Annotated in this window: 21 protein-coding genes and 2 pseudogenes; 13 read left to right on the top strand and 10 right to left on the bottom strand. The window is 65.0% G+C overall.

What is annotated here, in order from left to right; all coding sequences use genetic code 11:
- The first annotated feature begins 8 nt into the window (after window positions 1–8).
- Window positions 9–998 carry an amidohydrolase family protein gene (locus tag DB708_RS10765; RefSeq protein ID WP_108921924.1) on the top strand — a complete coding sequence of 330 codons (990 nt, stop codon included), beginning with the start codon at window positions 9–11 and terminating at the stop codon, window positions 996–998.
- Here DB708_RS10765 and DB708_RS10760 read toward each other — a convergent pair.
- Window positions 995–1,963 (bottom strand): oxygenase MpaB family protein, encoded by a 969-nt coding sequence (locus DB708_RS10760; RefSeq protein WP_108921923.1) that lies wholly within the window; start codon window positions 1,961–1,963, stop codon window positions 995–997. The genes DB708_RS10765 and DB708_RS10760 overlap by 4 nt on opposite strands.
- 90 nt (window positions 1,964–2,053) lie before the next feature.
- Between DB708_RS10760 and DB708_RS10755 the strand changes: the two genes are divergently transcribed.
- The 3 genes from DB708_RS10755 (at window position 2,054) to DB708_RS10745 (ending at window position 4,920) form a co-directional block, all read left to right on the top strand.
- Entirely contained in the window at window positions 2,054–2,653 is a 600-nt protein-coding gene (locus DB708_RS10755; RefSeq protein ID WP_108921922.1) for a TetR/AcrR family transcriptional regulator, read from the top strand.
- 89 nt (window positions 2,654–2,742) lie between these two features.
- On the top strand, window positions 2,743–4,059 hold the full coding sequence (locus DB708_RS10750) for an adenylate/guanylate cyclase domain-containing protein (protein ID WP_108921921.1): 1,317 nt from the start codon (window positions 2,743–2,745) through the stop codon (window positions 4,057–4,059).
- 123 nt (window positions 4,060–4,182) lie between these two features.
- Complete coding sequence (locus DB708_RS10745; protein WP_108921920.1) at window positions 4,183–4,920, top strand: class I SAM-dependent methyltransferase; 738 nt, start codon at window positions 4,183–4,185, stop codon at window positions 4,918–4,920.
- Between the two features lie 16 nt (window positions 4,921–4,936).
- Here the strand turns inward: DB708_RS10745 and DB708_RS10740 are convergent, their stop codons facing one another.
- From DB708_RS10740 to DB708_RS10730, 3 genes are all read right to left on the bottom strand, one after another.
- Entirely contained in the window at window positions 4,937–5,743 is an 807-nt protein-coding gene (locus DB708_RS10740; RefSeq protein WP_108921919.1) for an SDR family NAD(P)-dependent oxidoreductase, read from the bottom strand.
- A 17-nt stretch (window positions 5,744–5,760) separates the two neighbouring features.
- Window positions 5,761–6,219 (bottom strand): SRPBCC family protein, encoded by a 459-nt coding sequence (locus tag DB708_RS10735; protein WP_108921918.1) that lies wholly within the window; start codon window positions 6,217–6,219, stop codon window positions 5,761–5,763.
- An 88-nt stretch (window positions 6,220–6,307) separates the two neighbouring features.
- Window positions 6,308–7,000, bottom strand: a complete 693-nt coding sequence (locus DB708_RS10730) for an SDR family oxidoreductase (RefSeq protein WP_108922245.1) — start codon at window positions 6,998–7,000, stop codon at window positions 6,308–6,310.
- Window positions 7,001–7,084: 84 nt separating this feature from the next.
- Between DB708_RS10730 and DB708_RS10725 the strand changes: the two genes are divergently transcribed.
- Entirely contained in the window at window positions 7,085–7,687 is a 603-nt protein-coding gene (locus tag DB708_RS10725; protein WP_235616726.1) for a CGNR zinc finger domain-containing protein, read from the top strand.
- Here DB708_RS10725 and DB708_RS10720 read toward each other — a convergent pair.
- Window positions 7,680–8,468: a 5'-methylthioadenosine/adenosylhomocysteine nucleosidase gene (locus DB708_RS10720; RefSeq protein ID WP_108921917.1), complete on the bottom strand. Its 789-nt coding sequence runs from the start codon at window positions 8,466–8,468 to the stop codon at window positions 7,680–7,682. The two genes, DB708_RS10725 and DB708_RS10720, sit on opposite strands and share 8 nt — an antisense overlap.
- Window positions 8,469–9,132: 664 nt before the next feature.
- Between DB708_RS10720 and DB708_RS10710 the strand changes: the two genes are divergently transcribed.
- Window positions 9,133–9,738, top strand: coding sequence for a PaaI family thioesterase (locus DB708_RS10710; protein ID WP_108921915.1), 606 nt, complete (start codon window positions 9,133–9,135; stop codon window positions 9,736–9,738).
- Between the two features lie 3 nt (window positions 9,739–9,741).
- Here DB708_RS10710 and DB708_RS10705 read toward each other — a convergent pair.
- The 3 genes and pseudogenes from DB708_RS10705 to DB708_RS10695 all read right to left on the bottom strand — a co-directional run bounded on the left by DB708_RS10705 (window position 9,742) and on the right by DB708_RS10695 (window position 12,900).
- Window positions 9,742–10,504: pseudogene (locus DB708_RS10705) on the bottom strand (DUF2127 domain-containing protein).
- Between the two features lie 64 nt (window positions 10,505–10,568).
- Window positions 10,569–11,957, bottom strand: a complete 1,389-nt coding sequence (locus tag DB708_RS10700) for an MmgE/PrpD family protein (protein ID WP_108922243.1) — start codon at window positions 11,955–11,957, stop codon at window positions 10,569–10,571.
- Between the two features lie 49 nt (window positions 11,958–12,006).
- A complete protein-coding gene (locus tag DB708_RS10695; protein ID WP_108921914.1) occupies window positions 12,007–12,900 on the bottom strand; it encodes an IclR family transcriptional regulator in 894 nt (297 codons plus the stop codon).
- Between the two features lie 130 nt (window positions 12,901–13,030).
- On the opposite strand from DB708_RS10695, the gene DB708_RS10690 reads away from it, so the two are divergent.
- From DB708_RS10690 to DB708_RS10680, 3 genes are read left to right on the top strand one after another with little or no spacing between them, the layout of a single operon-like run.
- Window positions 13,031–14,074, top strand: a complete 1,044-nt coding sequence (locus DB708_RS10690; RefSeq protein WP_108921913.1) for a zinc-binding dehydrogenase — start codon at window positions 13,031–13,033, stop codon at window positions 14,072–14,074.
- Window positions 14,071–14,481 (top strand): nuclear transport factor 2 family protein, encoded by a 411-nt coding sequence (locus tag DB708_RS10685; RefSeq protein WP_108921912.1) that lies wholly within the window; start codon window positions 14,071–14,073, stop codon window positions 14,479–14,481. Before DB708_RS10690 ends, DB708_RS10685 begins: the two co-directional genes overlap by 4 nt.
- A gap of 18 nt (window positions 14,482–14,499) precedes the next feature.
- Window positions 14,500–15,249 (top strand): SDR family NAD(P)-dependent oxidoreductase, encoded by a 750-nt coding sequence (locus tag DB708_RS10680; protein ID WP_108921911.1) that lies wholly within the window; start codon window positions 14,500–14,502, stop codon window positions 15,247–15,249.
- Here the strand turns inward: DB708_RS10680 and DB708_RS10675 are convergent.
- Window positions 15,246–15,839: a class I SAM-dependent methyltransferase gene (locus DB708_RS10675; protein WP_108921910.1), complete on the bottom strand. Its 594-nt coding sequence runs from the start codon at window positions 15,837–15,839 to the stop codon at window positions 15,246–15,248. The two genes, DB708_RS10680 and DB708_RS10675, sit on opposite strands and share 4 nt — an antisense overlap.
- Before the next feature lie 267 nt (window positions 15,840–16,106).
- Between DB708_RS10675 and DB708_RS10670 the strand changes: the two genes are divergently transcribed.
- From DB708_RS10670 to DB708_RS10655, 4 genes and pseudogenes are all read left to right on the top strand, one after another.
- Window positions 16,107–17,411 (top strand): sodium/calcium exchanger protein, encoded by a 1,305-nt coding sequence (locus DB708_RS10670; protein WP_108921909.1) that lies wholly within the window; start codon window positions 16,107–16,109, stop codon window positions 17,409–17,411.
- Between the two features lie 101 nt (window positions 17,412–17,512).
- The gene (locus tag DB708_RS10665) at window positions 17,513–20,674 is read left to right on the top strand and encodes an adenylate/guanylate cyclase domain-containing protein (protein ID WP_235616724.1); all 3,162 of its coding nucleotides are present in this window, start codon (window positions 17,513–17,515) and stop codon (window positions 20,672–20,674) included.
- Between the two features lie 43 nt (window positions 20,675–20,717).
- Window positions 20,718–21,531 (top strand): annotated as a pseudogene (locus DB708_RS10660) (SDR family oxidoreductase).
- A 215-nt stretch (window positions 21,532–21,746) separates the two neighbouring features.
- Window positions 21,747–22,904 carry a Zn-dependent alcohol dehydrogenase gene (locus DB708_RS10655; RefSeq protein ID WP_108921907.1) on the top strand — a complete coding sequence of 386 codons (1,158 nt, stop codon included), beginning with the start codon at window positions 21,747–21,749 and terminating at the stop codon, window positions 22,902–22,904.
- Here DB708_RS10655 and DB708_RS10650 read toward each other — a convergent pair.
- Window positions 22,854–24,368: a flavin-containing monooxygenase gene (locus tag DB708_RS10650; RefSeq protein WP_108922242.1), complete on the bottom strand. Its 1,515-nt coding sequence runs from the start codon at window positions 24,366–24,368 to the stop codon at window positions 22,854–22,856. The two genes, DB708_RS10655 and DB708_RS10650, sit on opposite strands and share 51 nt — an antisense overlap.
- Window positions 24,369–24,389 lie beyond the last annotated feature (21 nt).

Genomic DNA, 24,389 nt, shown 5'->3' with positions numbered 1-24,389 from the left:
GAAAGCCGATGCGTTACATCGCCTTAGAGGAAGCGTTCTTCATCCCCGAGCTGGCCGAGCGCCAGCCCACGGTGGTCCATCAGCAGCTTTGGAAGCGCATGCAGCCGCAGTACGCCGAGCGCTGCGAGCTCCGGCTTCCTGATTTCGCCGGGCACCGGCTCGCGGAGATGGACGATGCGGGAATCGACATCCAGGTGCTGTCGCTGACGGCTCCGGGACTACAGGTCGACATCGACGCCGAGCGCGCTTGCGATAACGCGCGGTTCGCCAATGACTACCTGGCCAAGGTCATCGCCGAGCACCCGGATCGATTCCGCGGATTTGCCGCGTTGCCGCTACAAGATCCCGCCGCCGCAGCCGCAGAACTCGAACGCGCCGTTACCGCGGACGGATTCTGTGGCGCGCTGGTCAACGATTGCGTGACGGGACCCGGCGGCCGTTACCTGGATGCACCCGAGTATGACGAGGTGTGGTCGGCGGCGGAATCCCTTGGCGTACCGCTGTATTTGCATCCCGGGTCACCGCCGGCCGACAACTGGCAGGTCATCGAAGGACGTCCGGAACTGTACGGCGCGACCTGGAGCTGGGCCGCCGAAGTCGGCGGGCACGCGCTACGGATCCTGTTCAGCGGAGTGTTCGACCGGCATCCCGGCGCGACAATGATTTTGGGACATATGGGCGAGTTCCTACCGTTCCAGCGCAGCCGCCTGGACTCCCGTTTCGCGTCAACGTCGTTGGGGGCGACCAGCACGCTGCAGCGCGCGCCGTCGGCCTACCTCGGTACCAACATCGTGTTCACCAACAGTGGCGTGTTTTCGCCGGCGGCGATGCTGGGTGCCGTGCTCGAGGTCGGTGCCGATGCGGTGATGTTCTCCATCGACTACCCCTACGAGTCGTCCTACGATGCGGTGCGGGGTTTCGAGCAGACGACGCTGTCGGCAGCCGACCGGGAAAAGGTTGCGCACGGCAACGCCGAACGGCTGCTGCGGATCAGCTAGGACGCGCGGTGGGAGAGCCGGCGCGGGTCTACGCCCGCCCGGCGCCATGCCTTAGCCGCCCACGATGTGTAGAGCAACCACAGCGGCAACCGGTTGAACACTGGATTCAACCCGCGGACGACGGCAGCGAATCGCTGAAACCTCTTCTCCTTCTTCGCATCCCACTGCATCTGACACACATCGCGCATCTGAGGCGGCATTGTTCCGACCAGCACGAGGCGGGTGTAGGCGTTCAGCGGCGCGGAAAGGATCTTCCAGATCCCCTTGGGTATCCAGCTCGGCCCCGGGATTCCTTTGCGGATGTAGCCGGTGCCGTACAGAACGGTCTTATGCGGCACGAACCGCTCGAGCATGTCGTCCCAATAGGCGACGAAGTCAGCATAGGTCTGGGGCTGGCCACGCTCGCTGACTCCATACAGGCTGTACCAGAGCTTGCCTTCGTTGTAGATCTGTTCCTTCTCCGCGTCCGACAGCCGACGGATGAACATGTCGGTGTTGTAGATGACCTGATCGACGAAAGTTGCGTGCGCCCAATAGAACAACTCGGGATTCAGGGCGTGATACCTGGAGCCGTCGCTGATGGTGCCTTTGATTGGTTTGTGGAAATCGCGTACCTTGCGGCCCCACTCGTGTGGGTCGTCGGAGTAGACGGTGTTCATCAACGGCGGTGCGGTTCGCTTGGCCCGGCCCAACGTGTCGCTGAAGACCACCGAGTGATCGAGCACTCCCTGGGCGAGTTGCTCGATGCAGTTCTCGACACCGGCGACGCGTTGGAACCCGAAGAATTGGGTGCGGTGATCGCCGTAGAACTTCCAGATCAGGGACTCCGGCCCCAGCCGCGGCGCCGCATCGGCGCCCTCGTCGTCGATCGGCCCCTCAGCTAAGACAGGGATCGCTTCCCGAACGCCGGTGTCGAAACGGACACCGGCCGTCGGGCCGGCTAATTGGTCGTTGCGGGCGGTCATGCCCACCTCCCCTGAAGCGTTGACACAAAAGTGTATCTTTGTTCCAAAGCTAGCATTCGTGCGTCGAGTTTGCCGTGAGGGTCGTGATCCATGCAGAACCGCAGCCTTGGCGGCGATCTCGCTGAGATCAGCGATGTCGACCGCACCATCTTGGACACCGCGCGGTCGGTCTTCGAGACGTACGGCGTGCGACGCGCCAACATCGAGGACGTCGCGGCTCGCGCCGGGGTCAGCCGCAGCACCATCTACCGGCGTTTTCCCACCAAGGATGACCTGGTCGAACAGGTGCTGCGCCGCGAGGGTGAGCTCTTCTTCTCCACCCTGGACCGGGCCACCGCCGGTTGCAATCCGCGACAAGCGGTGATCGAGGCGTTCACGCTCGGCGTGCGCCTGGTCCAGGACTCGCCGCTGTACTCCCGGATCGTGGAAAGCGAACCGGAGCTGTTCGGCCTGTTCTCCCGATCGCACGTCTTCCCGATCGGCCAATTCGCCGGCGGGATCGCCAATAACCTGCGCAAATGTGGGGCAGCCGGTCCCGACACCGACCTGGCCAACATCGCCGACATTCTGCTGCGGGTAGCGCTCGGCATCATCGTGTTCCCCACCGACCGGCTCGACATCTCGGATCACGCCGCGGTCCGGGAGTACGCCGCGCGCTATCTGGTACCCATCATCGGCGACTTGTCATAGTCCTGATTTAGCCTGAAGCAGTGACCAGGTCGTCCGGGCCACCACGAACCCGATACGCCAGTTGTGGCGAGACGGACATCGCCTACCAGATGTTTGGCGATGGGCCGATGGACCTGCTGCTGCTGCCCGGGCCTTCCATCCCGATCGACTCTGTCGACGCAGAGCCGTCCATGTACCGCTTTCACCGTCGGCTGGCGTCGTTCGCGCGGGTGATTCGCCTCGACCAGCGTGGGATCGGCCTGTCGTCACGGGTTTCCTCGGCTGACCTGATCGGACCGAAATTCTGGGCCAATGACGTCATTTCCGTGATGAACGCAGTCGACTGCGAGCAGGCAACGATTGTGGCGCCAGGCTTCACCGCGATGACCGGACTCGTGCTGGCGGCCGACTACCCCGAACGGGTGAGCAGCCTGGTCATCATCAATGGCTCGGCCCGCACCTTGTACGCCCCCGACTATCCGATGGGCGCACAGGTCGACACCATCGATCCGTACACAACCGTGGCCATCGACCCGGACGCCGTAGATCAAGGCTTCGACATGCTGGGCATTATCGCGCCCAGCGTCGCGCGCGACGGCGCCTTCTGTACCTGGTGGGACACGGCCGGCAACCGTGCCGCCTCGCCCAGCATGGCCCGCGCGATGATCCAGACCATCCGGCAGGCCGACGCCCGCGACACGCTCCCGCGTATCAGCGCCCCGACGCTGATTCTGCATCGCACCGATTCGGGCTTCACCCCCGTCGCGAACGGTCAGTACCTTGCCGAGCACATCGCCGGATCACGGTTCGTCGAGCTACCGGGTGAAGACACGCTGTACTGGGTGGGCGACACCGCGCCGATGCTCGACGAGATCGAGGAGTTCGTCACCGGAGTACGCGGCGGGTCGGATGCCGAACGCCTGCTCACCACGATCGTGTTCACCGACATCGTCGGCTCGACCGAGCGCGCCGCCTTGCTCGGCGACGACCGGTGGCGCGATCTGCTGGACAATCACGACACCATCGTGCGCCACGAGCTGCAGCGCTTCTCCGGCCGCGAAGTCAACACGGCCGGAGACGGATTCGTGGCAACGTTCAGCAGCCCGAGCGCGGCGATCGCGTGCGCGGACGCCATTGTCGACGCTGTTCGAGTGCTGGAAATCGAGGTGCGGGTCGGCATCCACGCGGGCGAAGTGGAGGTACGCGGCGCCTTGAAAGACGATGTCGCCGGCATGGCCGTGCACATCGGCGCCCGGGTTGCCGCCCTTGCCGGCCCCGGCGAGGTATTGGTGTCGTCGACGCTGCGCGACATCGTCACCCGATCGCGGCACAGGTTCACCGACCGCGGCGAGAGCACACTCAAAGGCGTGCCTGGCCGGTGGCGGCTGTACGCCCTGGTGAGTGAGCACGCGGTCGTCAACCGTTAACGAACCCCACATTTTCGGCGGGTCGAGGTGCCCGGCGGCCGCGCGTAGGCTGCGTTGGGGGCTGACAGCGTCGCGGCTCCAGAATTTCGGCGTACAGCTTGATATTTGATCGAAGGAGTACGCATGACTGACGTGCACGTCTCGCTTCCGCCCGCGCTGCGCAAAGCAGTGGATCTGCTTGCCGATCCGCCGGCTGACCCAGATGCCGGTAAGGGCTATCTCGATCTACTCGGCACCGAATCGCCGGACGTCCCGAAGAACACCGGCCCGATCCAGGCGGTGTGGGCATCACCCATCGGGTCGATGCTCTACGACAACGCCCAGGCGTTGTCGCGGCGGCTGATCGCCGCGTTGCAACACCCCGCCGAGTGGCTGGACATCCCGCCCGGCGGGACCGTGCTGGATGTCGGCTCCGGTCCGGGCACCGTCACCGCGTCGCTCGCCCGCGCGGCGGGCAAGGACGGCCTGGCCTTGGGTGTAGACATTTCCGAGGCCATGCTGGCCCGGGCCGTCCGCAACGAGGCAGGCCCGCACGTCGGCTTCATTCGGGCTGACGCACAACGACTTCCGCTGCGCGACGACACTGTCGACGCAGTGGTTTCGATGGCGGCCCTTCAGTTGGTTCCCGACCCGGCGGCCGCGCTGGCAGAGATGGGGCGGGTGCTGCGACCGGGCGGGCGGCTGGCCATCATGGTCCCGTCTGCGGGGCGTGCCGCGCGAGTTTGGCAGCTGTTGCCCAACATTGGGGCGCATGTGTTCGGTGAAGACGAAATCGGCGACATCCTGGAAGACAACGGGTTCGTCAGCGTGCGAGTGAAGAACCTCGGCACGTTGCAGTGGGTGCGCGCCAAATTCGGCTGAGGCCCAATTTTCGTTACTAGTCGTTTTTGAAAGCCGGGTGACCGCGCCTCAGCAGCGGCAACAGCGATTCGGGTGGCGCGATCCGGAAAAGTGCCGAAGCAATCCGATTGACACGACCGGGGACGACGATCGCCTTGCCGGCAGCCAGCCCGTCGATCCCGGCCTGGGCGACCTTGTCGACGGGAACCCACATGATCCGCGGCAGGGCGGCTTCGGCTTCCGCTTTGTCGAAGCCGGCGGCTTCACCGAATCCGGTGTCCACCGGCCCTGGGCACAGCGCGGTCGCGGTAACCCCGGTGCCGCGCAGTTCACCGCGCAGGCTGTGGGTGTAGGACAGCACGAATGCCTTGGCGGCGCCGTATGCCGCTTGGCCAGGCAACGGACCGAACGCGGCCACCGACGAGACGTTCAGGATGGCGCCTCGACGACGGTCGACCATGCCGGGCAAGAACCTGCTAACCAGATCGACGACCGCGGCCACATCAACCTCGACGAGGTTGACTTCTTGCTCGGCAACCGATTTGGCGACGCGTCCGAGTGTGGAGAGCCCGGCATTGTTGATCAGGATGTCCGGAGTCAGGCCGAGCGCGGCGACCCGATCCGGCAACGCTGCCCGCGCGGACCGATCGGACAGGTCCGCGGGCAGCGGGTGGGCGTTGGGCCCCAGGCGTCCGGCGAACTCTTCAAGGCGGTCGGCGCTGCGGGCTACCAGCACGACCTGGTAGCCGCGCCGCGACAGGATTTCGGCGAACTGCTCGCCAATGCCCGATGAGGCGCCGGTGACGATGGCGGCACGGTCGTTTCCCGCTGGTGGTAGAGCCATGCAGTGACCGTAGCGCTCTACTCGGAGCGCTGCGCCAGCATCGCGAGCTTATCCATCGACTCGCGCAGCATCTCCGGCGTCGTCGAATGAGCCCTCTCTAGCCGCTTGGGATCGGTCAGGTTGGTGAAGTCGTAGGTGTGCGTGACGGTGGTCAGGGTGGAGTTGATCTCGCTGAGCTCCCAGCGCCACAGATGGCCAGGCGGCTGCTTGCCGGGTTCTGCTGGACGCCAGGCGATCTTGGTGCCTTCGATGAATTCCACGACATGATTTTCCCGCACGCCGCCGTTGGTCAACGTCGTCTTGAATACGTCGCCCACGCCGTGGACGCGCTGCCCGGGAGCAGACGACGCGAGGTTGTTGTTGCCGTCCCAGCTGGGCTGACTGGACGGCTCGGCGATCAGTTCGAAGATGCGCTGGGCGCTGGCCGAGACGACGCGGGTTGCACTGACAATGCCTTCGGGATCCGTATCAGCCATGCGCCAATCCAAACCCGTGACCCGCGATCGGGCTCGCCCGACCACCAACCCGGCCGCGGCCTGACTTCCACGTGTCGAACCCCGAATCTCAACGCATTTGGAGCGCCTCAACCGGCCCGGACAGCACTGATTTCACATGACGACTGACCTCGTCGGCCAGCACCTCGGTGTCTCCGCGCTCGATGCCGTCGACAATCTCGCGGGCAATCTGGCGCCGGTCGTTCTTCGTCGCGTCGATATGGGCGAACATTTCGGTGTCTAGGTAGCCCACGTGTACTCCGGTGACCAGCGTGCTCTGCGTCTCGAGCTCGATGCGCAACGAATTGGAAGCCGCCCAAATGGCAGCCTTTGAGTCGCCGTAGCCACCCATGCCGCCGAGCCAGGACGCCACCGAGTGGATGTTGACCAGCGCTCCACCGCCGTTGTGGGCCAGCACCGGTGCGAACGCCTTGCCGACTCGAAGCGCGCCGAAGTAATTGGTCTCGAACACTGCGTGAATCTCCTCGATGTCGCTGTCGAGGAGGTTGAGCGCACCCGAAGTGCCGGCGTTGTTGATGACGATGTTGGTATCGGCTGCCATAACAGCCAGCGCGGCAACCGAATCCGCGTTGGTTACCTCGAGCGCGACGCTCACGACACGGGGGTCCTCACTGGGCTTGGGTGCTCGCGCCGTGGCATAGACCTTGGCCGCGTCCCTGCGCAGCAACTCGTCCACGATGGCCTTACCGAGCCCGCGCTGTCCGCCGGTGACCAGGACCGTCGACCCCTTGATGTTGACCATGATCGCCCTCCGTGACTTAAGTGAAATAGCTTTGACTCTGTCACCGTAATTGCCGACCTTGACATAGTCAAGTAGTATTTGCATATGTCTAACTGGTCTGCGTCACAGCGACTGCCAGTCGCGTTGGCGCCCGGCGGACTGGGGTTGGTGCAGGATTTCCTCAATACGTTCCGCATACAGGACCACGGACCGGATCTACTGGCCGAACCCGCGCTAGCGCGGGACTGGGTCGCCGGTGCGGTACGAACCTGGTCGAAGCTACGCGGCGTGGACGCTGAGCCGCCCGCACTGAACGCCGCGGATCTATCGAGACTTCGGGCCTTACGCGACACGATCGCGAAGATGGTCGCCGGCCAACTGCCGGATCGGCGGAGCGCGGTCGCAATTTCCGCGTCGTTCGGGCTATCGGATACTGGCGACGTGCGGCTCGAGCCCCGGGGTAGCGGCTGGCACTGGCTGGCTTCGGCGCTCTGGGCCGAGATCATGCTCGGCCAACAGGACGGCACCTGGCGGCGGGTCAAGCGATGCCACAACCACGATTGCGGGTCGACTTTCTACGACCGCTCGAAGAACAACAGTGGGGTGTGGCACGACGTGAAGACATGCGGCAACGTCGCCAATCTGCGCGCGTCAAGGGCGCGCCGGCGCGAACGTGAGCGCGCCGGGGAAGACGGCCGGCTCAGCTGAGCACCGGGAGCAGCTGCATCAGGATGCGCGCCGAGCTGATCGCGACCTCGTCAGCGAAGAGGTTGAAGTCGACGCCGGAGTCGGCACCGGCAAGGTCGGAAAGTGCGCGGATCACCAGCCAGGGAATCGCGAAGGCTTCGCAGACCTGGGCCAGCGCACCGCCCTCCATGTCGATGGCCAGGCCACCGAAATCGTCGTGCAACCGGGTGCGGGTGGATTCGCAGTGCAGGTACTGATCACCGGTCAAGACCGTTCCGTAGCTGATCCGCACCGGCGTACCCGTGCCGCCGGCTGCGGCCGGCAATGGCGCAACGGTGAATCCCTCGAGGCGGCGTTTGACACGGTCGATGAGTTCGGGCTCCACCGGGTAGCCGAAGCGTTCGGTCGCGTTGATGAACGGGACATGCCCCGGCTGATAGGGCGCTAGCCGCTCGTCTTCGATGACCCCGAAGTCGTGCTGCACGACACGGTCGGCGATGACGATGTCGCCGATGTGCAACCGCGGATCCAATCCGCCCGCCACTCCAGTGAAAACGATTGTGCGGCAACGAAATCGATCGGCCATTAGGGTGGCCACCAGTCCGGTGTTGACCTTGCCCATGCCGGCAGCCGCTAGCACCACCCGGTGTGCGTCGAGTTCGCCGGTATCGAAGGTGACCTGTGCAATCTGCTCGCGGTCAGCTCCCGACAGGGCGCTGCGCAGGTACGCCCACTCCTGCGGGATTGCGCAAATGACGCCGACCGTCACCGCGACCCACTCGCGCGCAACTGGATCTCCCATCGCCGACCACTGGCCCTGGCATCGCCGACGATTGGGTGTGCGTCGACGGCGTCGAGTGTGCATCCAGGGCGGCGACACGCCGGGGCAGGACACCCGCAGCGCACGCCAAATTGTATCGACCCGATCAGCGGGTCAGCAGCGCTCCGCGCCCCTGCGCATCACGCGTAGTTCGGCCGCCTGGCCACGTGACCTGGTTCTGCGCACGGCGTTCAGCGCGTCACAGGCGCGCGCTTTGATCGGGCCCACTAGGTCGAGGTTGCTAGTGCCCTGGTTCATCAAGGTCTGCAGTGTTGTCACAGTGTCGACCTCTCCTCCAATCGGCCTAGTCAGCCGACTTGTTAAGTTCACCCCAGCTGTTTTACAAGTGTGCAGCAAGAAGGTGAACACCGAGCTAATGCCGTTTGTGGCGTAGCGCACACTCCCGGTCATCGCGACATGCGCGTCACGCGCCCACCGAAGGTCCGAACCGCTGGACCAGTGCTAACCCAGTGCAGCGCCCCGAATCGCTTCGAAGAGGCATGATTAGCTTCGCGCTGACCAAAATGGCTCTGCCACAATGGAAATCCACCAACATTGGCGGGAATCACTTCCAGTGTGCCACAGGTCCGCGGTCGCCGCCGCTACCGAAACCGAACCGTGACCAGTCAACTGTTAGGTTACCTATATGTCTGACGAGTTGCTCTGCACTGACTACCGTCGGCTCGAATCGGTCTACGGGCCGCTGGCCGAGTCGATCCGCCGACTCGTCGACCTCAGCATCCGCACCGAAGCCGACCCCGCCACAGTGGCTGTGGCAAAGGCCAAAATCGACAGTGCCGCAGACGAATTGAGTGCCTCGGCGCGGCCGGGAACCTTCGGCGTGCACGTCACGCCGGACGGTGAGACGGTCGCCTGGGGCAATGCGGTGGTCGGTCTGCGCAACGCCGTCGCCCCGCCGTTGGTGCTCCATCACGAACCGGATGGGCTGGTGTGGTCGGAATTCACCCTCGGTGCGGCATACGAGGGCCCCCCGGAGCACGTTCACGGCGGGGTGTCTGCACTGATCCTCGACCACGTGCTGGGTGCGACCGCACACAAGCTGGGCCGGCCCGCCTACACCGGCACCCTGACGCTGCGCTATCGGCGCCGCACCGCGCTCGGCCGTCCCCTGCGGGCGGAAGCGCACATCGAGCGAATCGAAGGGGTCAAGACGTACTCCGTCGGCCACATCGCCGACGAGGACGGAGTCACCGTGGCGGCCGAGGGCGTGTTCATCAGCCCCAAGCAGTGAACGTCATGTCGCCATGGCGGCCCGCTCGACGTCGAGCAGCTGCTCGCCGCGGCGCTCCTCGTCGTAGGCCTTGCGGCCGCCCCGCAGGCCGAACAGCCGCTTGGAGACCAGCAGGTAGATCACCGCGAGGATGTTGATGCTGAAAGTCACCACGCGGGTCATCGTGATGCCCTTGGCCAGGTCATGGATCTCCAACGGCAAAAAGACCGCGGTGGCGATCACCGCGAAGTATTCGCCCCAGCGCTTGAGTAACCACAAGCCGACGGCCTCGAGCACTTCGATCAGCGCATAAGCGATCAGCATCAGGGTCAGCAGCGCCAACGTCGAAGGTTTGGCGGCCAGCGCCTTTTCCAGCTCGTGCACGACCGTCATCTGGTCGACCTTGAATCCGGCGGCCCGAAAGATCGGCAGGTCACGATCCAGGGTGGCTTGAATGGATCCCCGCGCGCCGCGGAACGTCCACACCGCATACGCCGCGAGCACGATCACCACCGCCCGGAACAGGCGTTCGACCGCTAGCGCGAATGATGATGGCTTGTCGTAAAGCCTTGCCGCGCATAATCATCGGAGCATCTTCGGCGTGGCCCTTGCCATGCGGTGCCCCGACGACGAATTCCCCGCAGCGCAGACACCGCCACACTTCGCCCAATCCGGTCGTGCCGGTGAGCCGGTTGGCGAGCGCCTGCTCATCGGGCGCGTAGGTGACATGGCCTGCCAGCGCGCAGGTGACCAACTCCCAGCGGTTGATGCCGCGATCTTTGCGCATGGCCGATCATTCAACGCCGGCAGCAAACGACGCAAGAGGGCGCGCTAGGCCCCGCGGGTCTGGTTCAGAACCGCGGGGCGCTGCGTGGTCGCTGTGGCACCGGGCTCACCGCGCCCAACAGACCTGCCAACTCGGCAACGGAGATGTCATCGATGCGTTCGACGGCAGCGATGATGTCGGCGCGCAACGCCTCGTCGCAGCAGGGCTCGGCGAGCCAGCCAAACTTGTCCACGACGCGCTCCCACGACATCGGCCGGGTCGGTGACCCCTCGTAATCGCTTTCCTCACGGCTGAATTCCCGCCCGTCGCGGGTGAGAATATGCACCCGCGTCGCGGTGCGTTGCGGATAGTCCGCGGTCAGGTCGGCCGCCACGATCACGTCGACCCGCGCCAGCAGCTGCTGGACATCGCTGCGCAGAACACGTTCGGTCTCAAGCTGTTCGGGCCCCACCCCACCGTCGAGCAATGCGACCGCGCCGAGGTACTTGAGGTTGTAGTCGGCCTGTTCCTTGGTCCGGGGATGATCCTTGTTGCCGTACGCTCCCCCGCCGGCGATGTCATACGCGTTCTGGAAGACCTCGATGGACACCCCTGCGATGTCGTCGCCGCGCAGATTCTGATCGGTTCGGATCGCCAACAGCGCGTCAATGATGGCCTGCCCGTGAATCAATGCGCAGTACTGCTTGAGGTAGGTTTGCTCGACCGACGTGAGTCTGCGGTCGGCGGTGTTGAAATCGATTGGCCGATCGAAGAGTTGCACCAGTCCATGCGGGCCTTCGAACAGCGACTTGGGTCCGGTGATGCCGCGGGCAGCCAACATCGTCGTGTACACCGCGCGCATGCCGGTAATGGCGGGCGAGATGCCTTTCCAGTTCGACACCGGTTCCGCGTGGACAGCGGCCAGGGATACGTTGTCGGCCGCGGCGGCGGCGATGGCATTAGCGGTGCGTTCGGTGTCCAGCCCGAGCAGCTTCGCCGATCCCGCCGCGACGGACATCGCCAGCTGCAGCGCATGGTTGAGGCCGCGCGCCATCACGGGAACCTGTGCGCTGAACCGGCATTGGACCTCGTAGGCGACGGCGAGGGCAAGCAGGAAATCGGCCCCCGTAGCGTCAACGTGCTCGGCCACCGCCAGGATCGCACCGAAGTTGTCGGCCGGGTGGCAGAGGCCTCCCACCGTCAGGTACGTGTCGAGCAGGTCGGGATAGCGCACCAGCACCGCATTGAAAAATGCCGCCTGATCCACCGGGGCGCGGCCACCACCGACGAGTGTCGCCGAGGCGACGCCGCTGAACTCTGCGGTGTGCTCCCTGATCGTCGCGATGAGCTCGCCGTCAAGCGAACCGACGGCGCAGGCGATGCTGTCGAGCACGTTGCGTTTGAGCAACGCGCGTGGGTGTTCACTCAGGTCTGACTGCTCGGCTCCGACGACGAAGCCGGCAAGATCGTCCACAACATAGCGTTCTGCCATCGCTTTTCGCCCTCCGCCGCCACCCGCGAGCTTAGGCCCGGCGACGACGCGCGCCGCTGCGCTCCTCGAGGTCCACTACCTCCGGATGCTGCTGCGCTTCACTGATCGCCGTGGTTTCCTTGGTGAGCTTGACCCCGATGACCTGGATCTGCCGGGCACTGAGCGGAGACAGCGGATGCACCGCAACCATCAGGGCGACATGGCCGCGGTGGTCGAAAACCGGTGCGGCGATAGTCACCACGGGTTGCTTCCGGCGCCCGGGGTTGTCGTCGGACAGGAAACCGATGGTGGTGAATTCGACGAGCAGCTGGTCCAAAATGTGGCGCACTGGAGTCGGCATCTGGTCGCTGTCCAACGTGCCGACCACCTGGACCGCCTGAGCCAGCGCCGGCGTTGTCCAGTCGACGTCGAACCCACGCTCGCGGGTATGCGCCAAGATGTGTTCCAGGCGCTGGATGCGATCGGCGTTGCTGCCGGCACCGCGTCGAATCCAGGCGCGCTGCTCTTCATCGGTGTCCCACGCGGCCAGCGCGACGCCGAACGGCGGCGCATATGGGATGCGATCGCCGGGTATCCCCGCGGGCTGGGTGGCCGGATTGCCTTCAAAAGCCGTGACTACCAACGAATCACCGAATCGCTCAACCACCGATCCGGCGTAGCCGACCTCACCTGACAGTCGCAGTGCCGCCGAGCGCGCCGCGTGTGTCAGCGGCCGGGCATTGTCCATCTGAGCCGAAACCACGGCGAGCGCCGGTCCCAGTGAGAAGGTCTTCGCGACGGGATCCCGGCTCGCCCAGCCCCGATCGCACAGCGTCTTCAGGATCGCGTGCACCGTCCCCTGTGTCAGGTCGAGCTCACGCACGATGTCGGAGAAGCGCATCCGCGTGTTTCCGGACCGCGCCAGCAGCTCGACAACGTCGAGCACCCGCGCGGTCGGGGCCGAGGTGGATCCGCGAATGGGTTGACTCCTTTGTGATCGGGTTCCTACAGTTATAGCGAACATTCGACAGATTAAGTCGATTATTCGAGAAAACGAGGCAGGCGCGTTGCGCGCGGTGGTTTTGAGAGACGGTCGGCTGACGGTCCGCGAGACGGCCGACCCCGAGCCCGGGCCCGGTGAGCTGTTGCTGCGCACCCTGAGCACCGCGATCTGTGCCTCTGATGTGCATTTCATGGACCACCCGGAACTCGCGATCGACGATCCGACCGGACGCTCGTTGTACGACACGGACCGCGACATCGTGCTCGGTCACGAATTCGTTGGCGAGGTGATAGCGCACGGGCCCGGCTGCTCGGATCAGTTCACCGTGGGCACCCGGGTGACGTCGATCCCGATACGCCTGGTGGACGGCGGCGCCGGCGGTGTACGGATCATCGGCCAGCACCCTGAGGCGCAAGGGAGTTTCAGTGAGCTGCTGGTAATTTCGGAGGCGGCAGCCAAAGCCGTTTCGAGTGACGTTGCCATCGACGCCGTCGCGCTGGTCGATGCCTTCGCGGTCGGCGAGTTCTACGTGAGATCGGCAGATCTCCAAGAAGGCGAGATCGCCATCGTCATCGGCGCGGGGGCGATCGGCCTCTCGGCCGTCGCCGCCTTGGCATCTCGCGGCATCGAACCGATCATCGTGGCGGACTACAAGGCCGACCGTCGCGCACTCGCCCAGGACCGCTTCGGCGCGCACGTTGTCGTCGATCCCGCGGAGCGCTCGCCGTTCGACGCATTCCGGGAGGTGCGCGCCGAACGCGGATTGCCCGGCCCAGCAATCGTATTCGAGTGCGTCGGTGCCGCCGGCCTGATCCAGAATCTCGTCGAATCCGCCGAGATGTCCACTCGCATCTACTGCGCCGGCGGCTGGTACACCGGCGACACGCTGGACATCACCACCGCGACTCGCCAAGGCGTCACAATCCAATTCGGCGGCGGGCCGCATCCACAGGACTGGTACGGAACGCTCGATGCCATCGCGTCGGGGCAACTGGATCCGCTTCCCAGCGTCGGCATGGTCATCGGCCTCGACGAGGTTCCCGGTGCACTCGATCAAGCCCGCCGGTCCGACGGACCGCCGCGCATCGTGGTCCATCCGAACGGAGACATCGCGTGACCGAACGAGACGACCGTCAGGACATCTCCGAGCTGCTGGTGCGCTACGCGACTGGGATCGATCGTCGCGATTGGCCCTTGTTCCGCACCGTGTTCACCGACGACTGCGAACTCGACTACGGCGAGATCGGAACCTGGCAAGGTGTGGACGCGGTCACCGACTTCATGGACAAAACGCACGCGATGGCGGGCCACACCCTGCACCGCTTGACCAACCAGGCCATCACGCTCGACGGCGACAAAGCATCGGCCCGTACCTACATCGACGCGGTAATCATGTTTGGCGACAATCAATCCGGCGTCAACGCATGGGGCTTTTACGATGACGAGATCGTCCGGACCGCAGATGGCTGGCGCATCGCGCGACGCAGGTTCACCCAGGTTCGCATCGCGACATTCGGCCCATAATCGAGCAGGAGTTTTCAAGTGACATTCGCAACCAAATACGGCCCGTGGGCAGTCGTGGCCGGCGCCTCCGATGGCTTGGGTGCCGCCTTCGCCACCGGACTCGCCGAACGCGGCGTCAATGTCGTGTTACTGGCGCGGCGCCAGGCGGTACTCGATCAGGTTGCGGCTCAGATCGAATCCCAAACGAGCGCCCAGACCCGGACGCTCGCCATCGATCTCGCCAAGCCGGACGCGGCAAACGCCATCGCCGAAGCCACCGGGGATCTGGAGATCGGCTTCCTGGTGTACTGCGCCGGCGCAGACCCGACTTACCAGCATTTCCTTGATAACTCGATTGAAGCCGCCGAGGCGATGGTGCATCGCAACTGCATGGTGCCGATGCAGCTGTGCCACCACTACGCCCCCGCAATGGTCGCGTACGGCGCATCCAAGGCATTCGACATGGTCTTCACCGAGGCGCTCTGGGCCGAGCTGCACGACAAAGGCGTCGACGTGCTCGGTCTGATGCTCGGCAAGACGAACACACCCGCACTGCGGGAACTCGAATACAGCCGCGGCAACATCAGCTCACCCGACGAGATTCCGGCCGGCGCATGCCCGGTGGAAGAGGTCATTGCCGAGGCGTTCGAGAATCTGACCAATGGGCCGACCTGGATGGCGGGCGAAATGATGCGCGCCGGTGCACAAATGATCGCGTCGCTGACGCGTAAGCAGGCGGTCGAACTGTTCACACAGGCCGCGGTTGTGGCGATGGGACCGGACCGCTAGCCGCTGCGTGGCTTGTCCCACCTGATCAGCACTCGACCGTAGAACAGCCGGCGAACACTGGCGCCGGGAAGCGCCGTGCGGACGTCGGAGCGCAGCTGGTGCAACGTTGCCACCGGCGGCCATTTGATCGGCGCAGTGTGCTCCCACTTGCCGTTGACACGATTGGCGACGGTGCACGCCACCCACGACGTCACGTGCCATGGGCCGTTTCGAAGCGACGGCCGGACAAAGGTGACCACGCCGAGCGCGCCGCCGGGGCGCACCAGGGCGGCCAGTCGCCGCAGCGCCGCGCCGGTGTCGGACAAGTGATGCAGGGCGGCGTTCGAGACCACGGCATCGAAGCAGGGCAGCTCGGCCGTCATGACGTCGCCGTGCGTCCAGCGGACCGGCGCCGACCCGAACCGGTGCTGTGCGCGTTGCAGCACGGGTCCGTCGAGATCCAGTGCGACGACGTCCGGAATTCGGCGGGACAGACGCGCAGCGAGGAAGCCGTCGCCACATCCGACGTCGAGGACTCGCCGCGCGTCGCGCGGAACCGCGGACTCCAGCAATGCGTCGTAGTGGGTGTTGATGTTCCACGGTTGCTTCATAGAGGTGTCACCGAACACTCCCCCGAACCTATCCCAAAGCTCACAGAGTCCCCGCAAGAACGCTAGATCGGTTTGCCAAAATCTGAAGTTAGCTGCGCCTAACTTTTGAGATTGGGTGCTCTGGCCAGCAAATATAGCAGAACTGACGGACTTGGTTGGCGTGCTCACAACGTTGCTGGGCGGGGGTAGAGCGGGTATCTTTGGCAAGCAGGTCAAGTCACGGCCGCGAGCCAGGTAGCCATTCATGATCGACACCCGATGTGAAAGATGACGATGCTCGCCACTTACAGCGCCGCCGCCTCGGTTCCGACGGCACCCCGCTCGTCGCGGCGAATTCTCTCCCGCTCGGCAGTGACCACCGCGCTATTCATCGCGCCCGCGGTCGTGGTCCGGCTTATCGGCTTGCATCCAGACCCGGTCTCTGCCCTGCTGATCTTCGGAGCTGCCGTCGTGTCAGCCAGCTTCCTGCTGGCGTGGACCGCCGAGGCCGCGCAGATCGACGTCTCCGGCGGCTTGGCAATCGCGGTGCTCGCATTGGTCGCGGTGCTTCCCGAATACGCCGTCGACCTCTACTACGCGTACGTGTCGGGCCATAACCCGGATTACACGCAGTACGCGGCGGCCAACATGACCGGATCCAACCGGCTGTTGATGGGTCTGGGGTGGCCGGTCGTGGTTCTGGTCAGCATGATGGCGGCGCGCCGGGTCGGTGCGGGCAAAATCCGCGGCCTGACGCTCGAGCCCGCCAATCGCGTCGAACTCGGATTTCTGCTGATCTCCGGAGTGGCCGCATTCGCGATACCGGCCAGCGGCGAGATCCACCTGGCGCTGGGGTTGGCGCTGCTGGCCTGGTTCGGCTTCTACCTGTACAAGGTCAGCCACGGCGACGTCGAAGAACCCGACCTGGTCGGTACTGCCGCGGCGCTGGGCGAGCTGTCCGACCGGAGCCGCCGGGTTGTCGTCGGCGGACTGTTCGCGATGTCCGGGGCAGTGATCCTGTTGTGCGCCAAACCGTTTGCCGACAATCTCGTCGCGGCCGGCACCCAGTTGGGCATCGACCGATTCCTGCTGGTGCAATGGCTCGCGCCGTTAGCCTCTGAGGCACCCGAGTTCATCATCGCGATCATCTTCGCTGCCCGCGGCAAGGGCACCGCGGCCATCGCCACGCTGATTTCGTCCAAGGTCAACCAGTGGACGCTGTTGATCGGCTCGCTGCCGGTGGCCCATCTGCTGGGCGGCGGCAGCTCCTCGCTGGTGCTCGACTCTCGCCAGATCGAGGAAGTTTTGCTGACGGCCAGCCAGACGCTGATGGGTGTCGCCGTGATCCTGGCGCTGCGCTTCAGCCGGATGTCCGCCTGGGCGCTGTTGGTGTTGTTCGTCGTTCAGTTCCCCCTCAGCTCGACCCCGGACCGGCTCGTCCTCTGCGGCGTCTACGCCGCCATCGCCGTCGGTGGGCTGATCATCAACCGCCGTCAGTTGGGCACCACCCTGCAGGCGCCATTCATCGGCACGGCCGTCTGGCACGGCGGTCACCTGCACCACGAACTTCGGAGCACGGCGCTCTCGAGGTAGCACGCGGAACGCCCGGCAAAGCATCAATATCCGCGCTTCCCGCCGGTAAGCCGCCTATTCTTAGCAATTGGGGTGGCCCGGCCTGGATGGGTGGTGCTCACGTGACGACGTCGACGGTGGCGTGCCCGTCATGCGGCGCCGAATTGCGGTCCACCGCCAAGTTCTGTGATGAGTGCGGTTCATCTATCCAGGCTTCAGCCGCGGCAGCCGAGTACAAACAGGTGACGGTGCTGTTTGCCGATGTCGTGCACTCGATGGACATCGCCGCCGCGGTGGGTGCCGAGCGACTACGCGAGATCATGGGTGAACTTGTCGAGCGTGCGGCGGCGGTGGTACAGCGATTCGGCGGAACCGTGGACAAGTTCACCGGCGACGGCATCATGGCAGTCTTCGGCGCGCCAGTTGCGTTGGAAGATCATGCCTTTCGCGCCTGTCTAGCAGCACTGGGGATCCAGGACGAGGCGGGGCATGTTGCAGACGAAGTCGCACACCGAGACCAGGTCGAGCTGCAGCTGCGGGTCGGACTGAACTCCGGCCAGGTGATTGCCGGCGAGATCGGCTCTGGCGCTTTGGGTTACACAGCTATAGGCGAGCAGGTGGGAATGGCCCAGCGGATGGAGTCGGCTGCGGCGCCCGGCGGAGTGATGCTAAGCGAGTCAACGGCGCGGTTGGTCGACGACGCTACGACCCTTGCAGAGCCCGAAATTGTGTACATCAAGGGAGCCAAGGTCCCGGTGCCCGCTCGCCGCTTGCTCGCCGCTACAAGCGACCACCGCCGCAGGAAAGACCTGCAGTTGGTCGGGCGCACCTGGGAACTCAACACCATCGCGGGCATTCTCGACGAGGCAATCGGCGGGGCGGGATGCGTCATCGGTGTGGTTGGACCACCCGGTATCGGCAAAAGCCGGACCGTCCGCGAATCGGCGGCATTGGCGAAAAGTCGCGGCATGGAGCTCTTCACCACATACTGCGAGTCGCATACCAGCGACATCCCTTTCCACGCGGTGACGGGACTCCTGCGTGCCGCACTCGCGCTTGACGGGCTTAGCGGCGAGGCCGCGCGCACAGAGCTGGAATCCCAATTTCCAGATGCAGATGCCGAGGATCTCTGGCTCGTCGACGACCTGCTCGGCATTGCGGATCCGGCCGTTGCGGCGCCGGGCATCGAGGGTGACGCCCGGCGGCGGCGCCTCACGGCGCTGGTCAATGCCGCATGGGTCAATCGCCGTGGGTCGGCCTTGTATGTGATCGAGGATGCCCACTGGATCGACGAGGTCAGCGAGTCGATGCTGGCCGACTTTCTGACCGTGATCCGGCAAACCCGCTCGATGATGCTGATCACGTACCGCCCCGAGTATCAGGGCGCCCTGGCTGCCATCCCCGGCGCGCAGACCATCGCCCTGCGCCCGCTGAACACCGGACAAACGGTGGCGCTGATCGGCGAATTGCTCGGCACCGACGCTTCGGTGCAGGGGCTCGCCGAAGTCATCTCCGAACGTGCGGGCGGAAATCCGTTTTTCGCCGAGGAGATCGTGCGCGACCTCGCCGAACGGGGCTCCATTCGCGGCGAACGCGGTTCCTATCTGCTGCAAGGCGAGATCGCCGACATCACCGCCCCGCCCACATTGCACGCCGTCATCGCCGCCCGCATCGACCGGCTCAGCTTCGCGGCCAAACGCACGCTGTGCGCCGCCGCCGTCATCGGATCACGGTTCAGCCCGGACCTGGTGACCGCCCTGGGCGTCGACCCGATCCTCGACGAGCTCGTCAAGGGCGAGCTGATCGACCAAGTCGGCTTCACCCCGAAGATCGAGTACGCGTTTCGGCATCCGCTGATTCGGTTCGTTGCCTATGAGTCGCAACTGAAATCGGATCGCGACGAGCTGCACGGGCGACTGGCTAGTTTGATCGAGCAGCGCGAACCGGAATCGACCGATGAGAACGCCGCGCTGATCGCCGAACACCTTAAAGCCGCGGGCAATCTCCACGCAGCGTTCGACTGGTACATGCGCGCGGGGACGCGGTTCACCCACCGCGACCTCGCCGCAGCAAGGGCGAGTTGGCGGCACGCGCGCGATGTCGCGGACCGTCTGCCAGACGCCGACGCCGAGCGCGACGCAATGCGCATCAACCCGCGGACGCTGCTCTGCGCCAGCGCGTGGCTGACGGGTGGCACTATGGCCGACACCGGGTTTGACGAACTGCGCGACCTTGCCACCGTCGCCGGCGACAAAGTTTCGCTGGCGATGGCCATGGCCGGCTGGTTGCCTGCACTCATCGTTCACGCCCGATTCGACGAAGCCTCGCGGTTGGCTTCCGAGCTCGAAAGCCTGCTCGACTCGATCGGCGACCCGACGTTGATTCTTGGGCTGCTGTACGCGGCGGTGCCCACGAAGTTGCAGCGCGCCGAAATGTCGGAAACTATCCGCATCGCGCAACGGGCGATCGAGCTGGCCGATGGTGATGCCATCAAGGGCAATCTGATAATCGGTTCCCCGTTGACGGGGGCAATCATGCTCCGGGGTTGTGCGCGTTGCCTTCTCGGCGACCCCGGCTGGAAGGCCGACGTCGATCAAGCCGTGCGAATGGTCCGCGCGTTCGAACCCTCCCTGCGTGCGATCATGCTGCTGTTCAAGTACAACCTGGTTCCTCTCGGGGTTTGGTTGCCGGACGCGGCCTCCGTACAGGAGACGGCCGAGATGCTGGAGATCGCGGAACGATCCGGCGACGATCTCACGCTCGCTTGCGCCCAGTACGTACATGGTGTCGCCGTCGTGACCAGCGACGGGGCCCAGCGCGAGTACGCTTTCACCCTGCTTGCCGCGGCCCGCGAAGCCGCCCTGCAGGAGCGTTTCACGCTGGGAGCGGCCACGCTGGTGAACTTCTTTATCGGCAACGAGAAGTTGCGTACCGGCGATGCCGACAGCGCGATCGAACTATTACGCACTAGCGTCGAGGAGCAATACTCCAGGACAGACCTGGTGACTCTCGGAGCTACCACCGAGGCGCTGGTGACAGCGCTACTGCGCAGAAGCCGCCCGGCGGACCGCCCGCAAGCACAGGCGGCTATCGATCGACTCGCGGCTGTTCCGACCGAACCAGGATTCGTCATGTATGACCTATGGCTGCTATCGATGCGGGCGGCGATGGCCCAGGCCCACGGCGACGACGTCGCGTATCGCAACTATCGCGACCGCTATCGCGCAATGGCGAATTCCCTTGGCTTCGAAGGACATATCGTCCGGGCCCAGGCAATGGATTAGCCCCGGCTCCGCCCGAAATCGGCCTGCGTAATACCGTCCAGGTATGAATCGAGTCTCGATAATCACCGGCGGTGCGGGTGGCATGGGCCTGGCCACGGCCAAGATCGTCGGCAGCGGCCACGCAATAGTGCTGTGCGACGTCAGGCAGGACCGATTGGACAGCGCAGCCGGGACCCTCAAAGACCTCGGAGTGACTGCCACCGCCGTCAACTGCGACGTCACCGACCGGCGTGCGGTCACCGACCTGCTGGAGACGGCGAAAACCGTCGGGACGATCGCCTCGGTCATCCACACCGCGGGGGTAAGCCCGAGCATGGGCGCGGCCGACTATGTGATGCGGACCAACGCAATCGGGACCGTCAACATCAACGAGGTGTTTTACGCGTCGGCGGGCGAGGGCTCCGTGATTGTCAACGTGGCATCGATGGCTGCCCACATGCTGCCGACGGAAATGATTCCAGCAGAACAATTCCCGCTAGCACTGACCGACGGCGACGCGTTCATGGACACCATGATGACGGCATGCGAAATCGCCCCGGAGGACGCGCGGTCCGGTATCGCCTACGCCTTGAGCAAGAGCTTCGTGAAGTGGTACAGCCAGGCGCAGGCCGAGCGTTTCAACGCTCGCGGATTGCGCATCGTCTCGGTGTCTCCGGGGTCCATCGACACCGAGATGGGCCGGCGCGATGGTGGCCAACGCCGCGGTACCGCGGTGGGGCAAGCCGGAGGAAATGGCCGAGCTACTCGCCTTCTGCGCCAGCGACAAGGCGGGTTATCTCACCGGCACCGACATCCTCAACGACGGCGGGGTGATCGCCTCGATGACCGAGCGCGCCCGGGTGGCCGCCGGCAGCTAGACCAGTCGCGGTATTGCGGGACGAACGCCTTGTCGATTGCCGCATACAGTTCGCGCGTTCGCCTTCGCCACGAGCACGACGGCGACGACACCTAGAACGTTAACGGGCCACTTTTCCACAGCCGTGAGAATCCGCCTGACGCAAATAACAAGGTCCTATAATCAAACGGTTGATCGTTTAATCTGCCGGCGACCACGATGGAGAGGCGAGCATCGATGAAAAGCCGCGCGGCCGTCCTGCACGAGTACGGCAGTCCGTGGTCTGTTGAGGAATTCGAGCTGGATCCACCCCGGGCCGGCGAGGTCCTGGTGCGGCTGGCCGCCACCGGGTTGTGCCACTCCGACGAACACATCCGGCAGGGCAAGCTGGCCGCACCGCCCGATGTCCTGCGCGCACTGGGGCTCCCGGCCATGTCACCGACAATCGGCGGCCACGAAGGCTCCGGCACAGTGATCGAGGTGGGCGCCGGGGTCACCGGCTTCGTGCCGGGCGATCACGTGGTGACGTCCTTCGTCGCGGTCTGCGGCCAATGTCGTTGGTGCGCCACGGGAATGGAGTACCTGTGCGACACCGGATCGGGAACGTTGGCGCCCGGCATGCCAACCGACGGCACCTTTCGCCACCACACCGCCGACGGACGCAACCTCGGGCACGTATCCAAGATCGGGGCGTTCGCCGAACACACTGTCGTCTCGGCGAATTCACTGGTCAAGATCGATCGGGACTTCCCGTTGGTACCCGCGGCGTTGCTGGCGTGCGCGGTCCCCACCGGCTACGGCTCGGCGGCACGGCGCGCTAACGTCCGCGGCGGTGACACGGTGGTGGTGATCGGGGTGGGCGGGATCGGCACCGCGGCCATTCAGGGCGCCCGGATCAACGGCGCGGCCCGCATCGTCGCGGTCGACCCTGTCGCGTTCAAGCGCGAGTCCGCACTGACCTTCGGTGCGATGCAGCACGCGGCGACGGCATCCGAGGCGATCGATCAGGTGCGTGAGCTGACCCGGGGCGTGATGGCCGATGCGGTCGTCGTCTCCCCCTCGATGATCGGCGCCGACGATGTCGCAGCCGCACTGACGTTGACCCGTAAGGGCGGAACGTGCGTGCTCACCGGACTCCCGTCACCGGCCACCCACTCGATCGACGTCGCGCTGCAAGACTTCATCCTGATGAACAAGAAGTTGTGCGGCACCGTGTTCGGCTCGTGCAATCCTCGCAGCGACATCCCGTTGCTGGCCACGATGTACCGGTCGGGCCAACTACTCCTCGACCAGATGATCACCAGGCGTTACCGGCTCGACGAGATCAACGCCGCCTACGCCGACCTAGCCGCCGGTGAATTGATCCGCGGCGTAATCGACTTCGGCATCGGCTAGCCGTCGGCCAGGGCCCGAAGCCACCCCGGTGCGGTGCAGCCAATCCCGGGGTCGCAGCCGCCAGGTCCGGCGCGCGTATTCCAGCTCGGTGTAGGGCCATTGCGTGACGATGCGACCCGTGGGCGAACGGAAATAGCTGTCACACTGGGTCCAGATGGTGCGCTCCAAGTCCGCGGAAAGCCCTTCGTTGTATCGCTTTTCCGCCTCGGGGCGCACATCGAGATAGCCGCCTCGACGCGCCAGCCGTTTCACCGCGCTGGCTATCAGGCGCGCGCCGGCTTCCAGGATGTAGACGATTGAGTTACCGCCCTGGTTGGTGTTGGGGCCGTACAACATGAAGAAGTTCGGGAACCCACCGACAGCCACACCCAAATACGCGCTGGGATCGTCGCCCCACTGCTCGTGCAGACGCTGCCCGCCGTACCCGACGACGTCGATTCCCGACAGGTACCGCGATGTCTCGAATCCGGTGGCCAGCACGATCGCGTCGACATCGACGCCATCGCCCGCTGCGGTGACGACGGATGTCTCGGTGATCCGCTCGATCGGATCGGTAACGAGCGCGACGTTGTCTTGCTGCAACGCCCGGTAGTAGTCGTCGCCGAGCAGCACCCGCTTGCATCGGAGCGGATAATCCGGTGTCAGGGCGCGGCGAAGCTCCGCGTCGGCCACGGTGCGCTCTAAAAACGAGGTGGCAACCTGAGTGCGGGCCGTGACCACCGGGTCGTCCGCGAAGGTCGCGGTGTTGTCGTGCTGGAACTTCCAGATCTTCCAGCGGGTGCGCGGCACCGCCAGCGGATTGCGCCGGAATTCCGCCAATTCTGTTGCGCTGTAGGGGCGATCGTCTTTGGGAACCATCCACGGCGGGGTGCGCTGGAAAACCGTCACCTGGGCGGCGGCCTTCGCCAATTCGGGAACAAGCTGTATCCCACTGGCGCCCGTGCCGATCACCGCCATCTTCTTGCCCGCCAGCGCGATGTCGTGATCCCACTGGGCGGTGTGCATGACGAAGCCGCGGAAATCGCTCAAGCCCGTGATATCGGGAACCTTCAACGACCCGAACAGGCCGACGGCGCACACCACCACGTCGACGGTCAGTGTGCTGGTGCGACCGGCACGCTCAATCGTGCAGTCCCAGCGCCAGGTAGCCGAATTCCATTGGGCGGAACGCACACGCGTCCCGAGTTGCAGGTGACGGCGCAGGTCGAAGTCGTCGGCCACCGATTCTAGGTAGGCAAGGATCTCGGGCTGCCGGGCGTAGGTCCGGCTCCAGGATTTGTTGGGCGCGAACGAGAAGGAGTACAGATGGCTTTGGATATCGCACGCGGCACCGGGGTAGGTGTTGCGCCGCCAGGTTCCGCCGACTCCGTCATCCGCTTCGAGGATCACCAGGTCGTCGATGCCGGCCCTGCGCAGCGCCACCGCCGCGCCCAACCCACCGAATCCCGCGCCGATGATCGCCACCTTGGGTGAGCGGCGGCGTCG

The sequence above is a fragment of the Mycobacterium montefiorense genome (assembly GCF_003112775.1).
Lineage (GTDB): Bacteria > Actinomycetota > Actinomycetes > Mycobacteriales > Mycobacteriaceae > Mycobacterium > Mycobacterium montefiorense.
The sequence above is the reverse complement of the archived record's forward strand: the minus strand, read 5'-3'. Positions and strand labels throughout refer to the sequence as shown.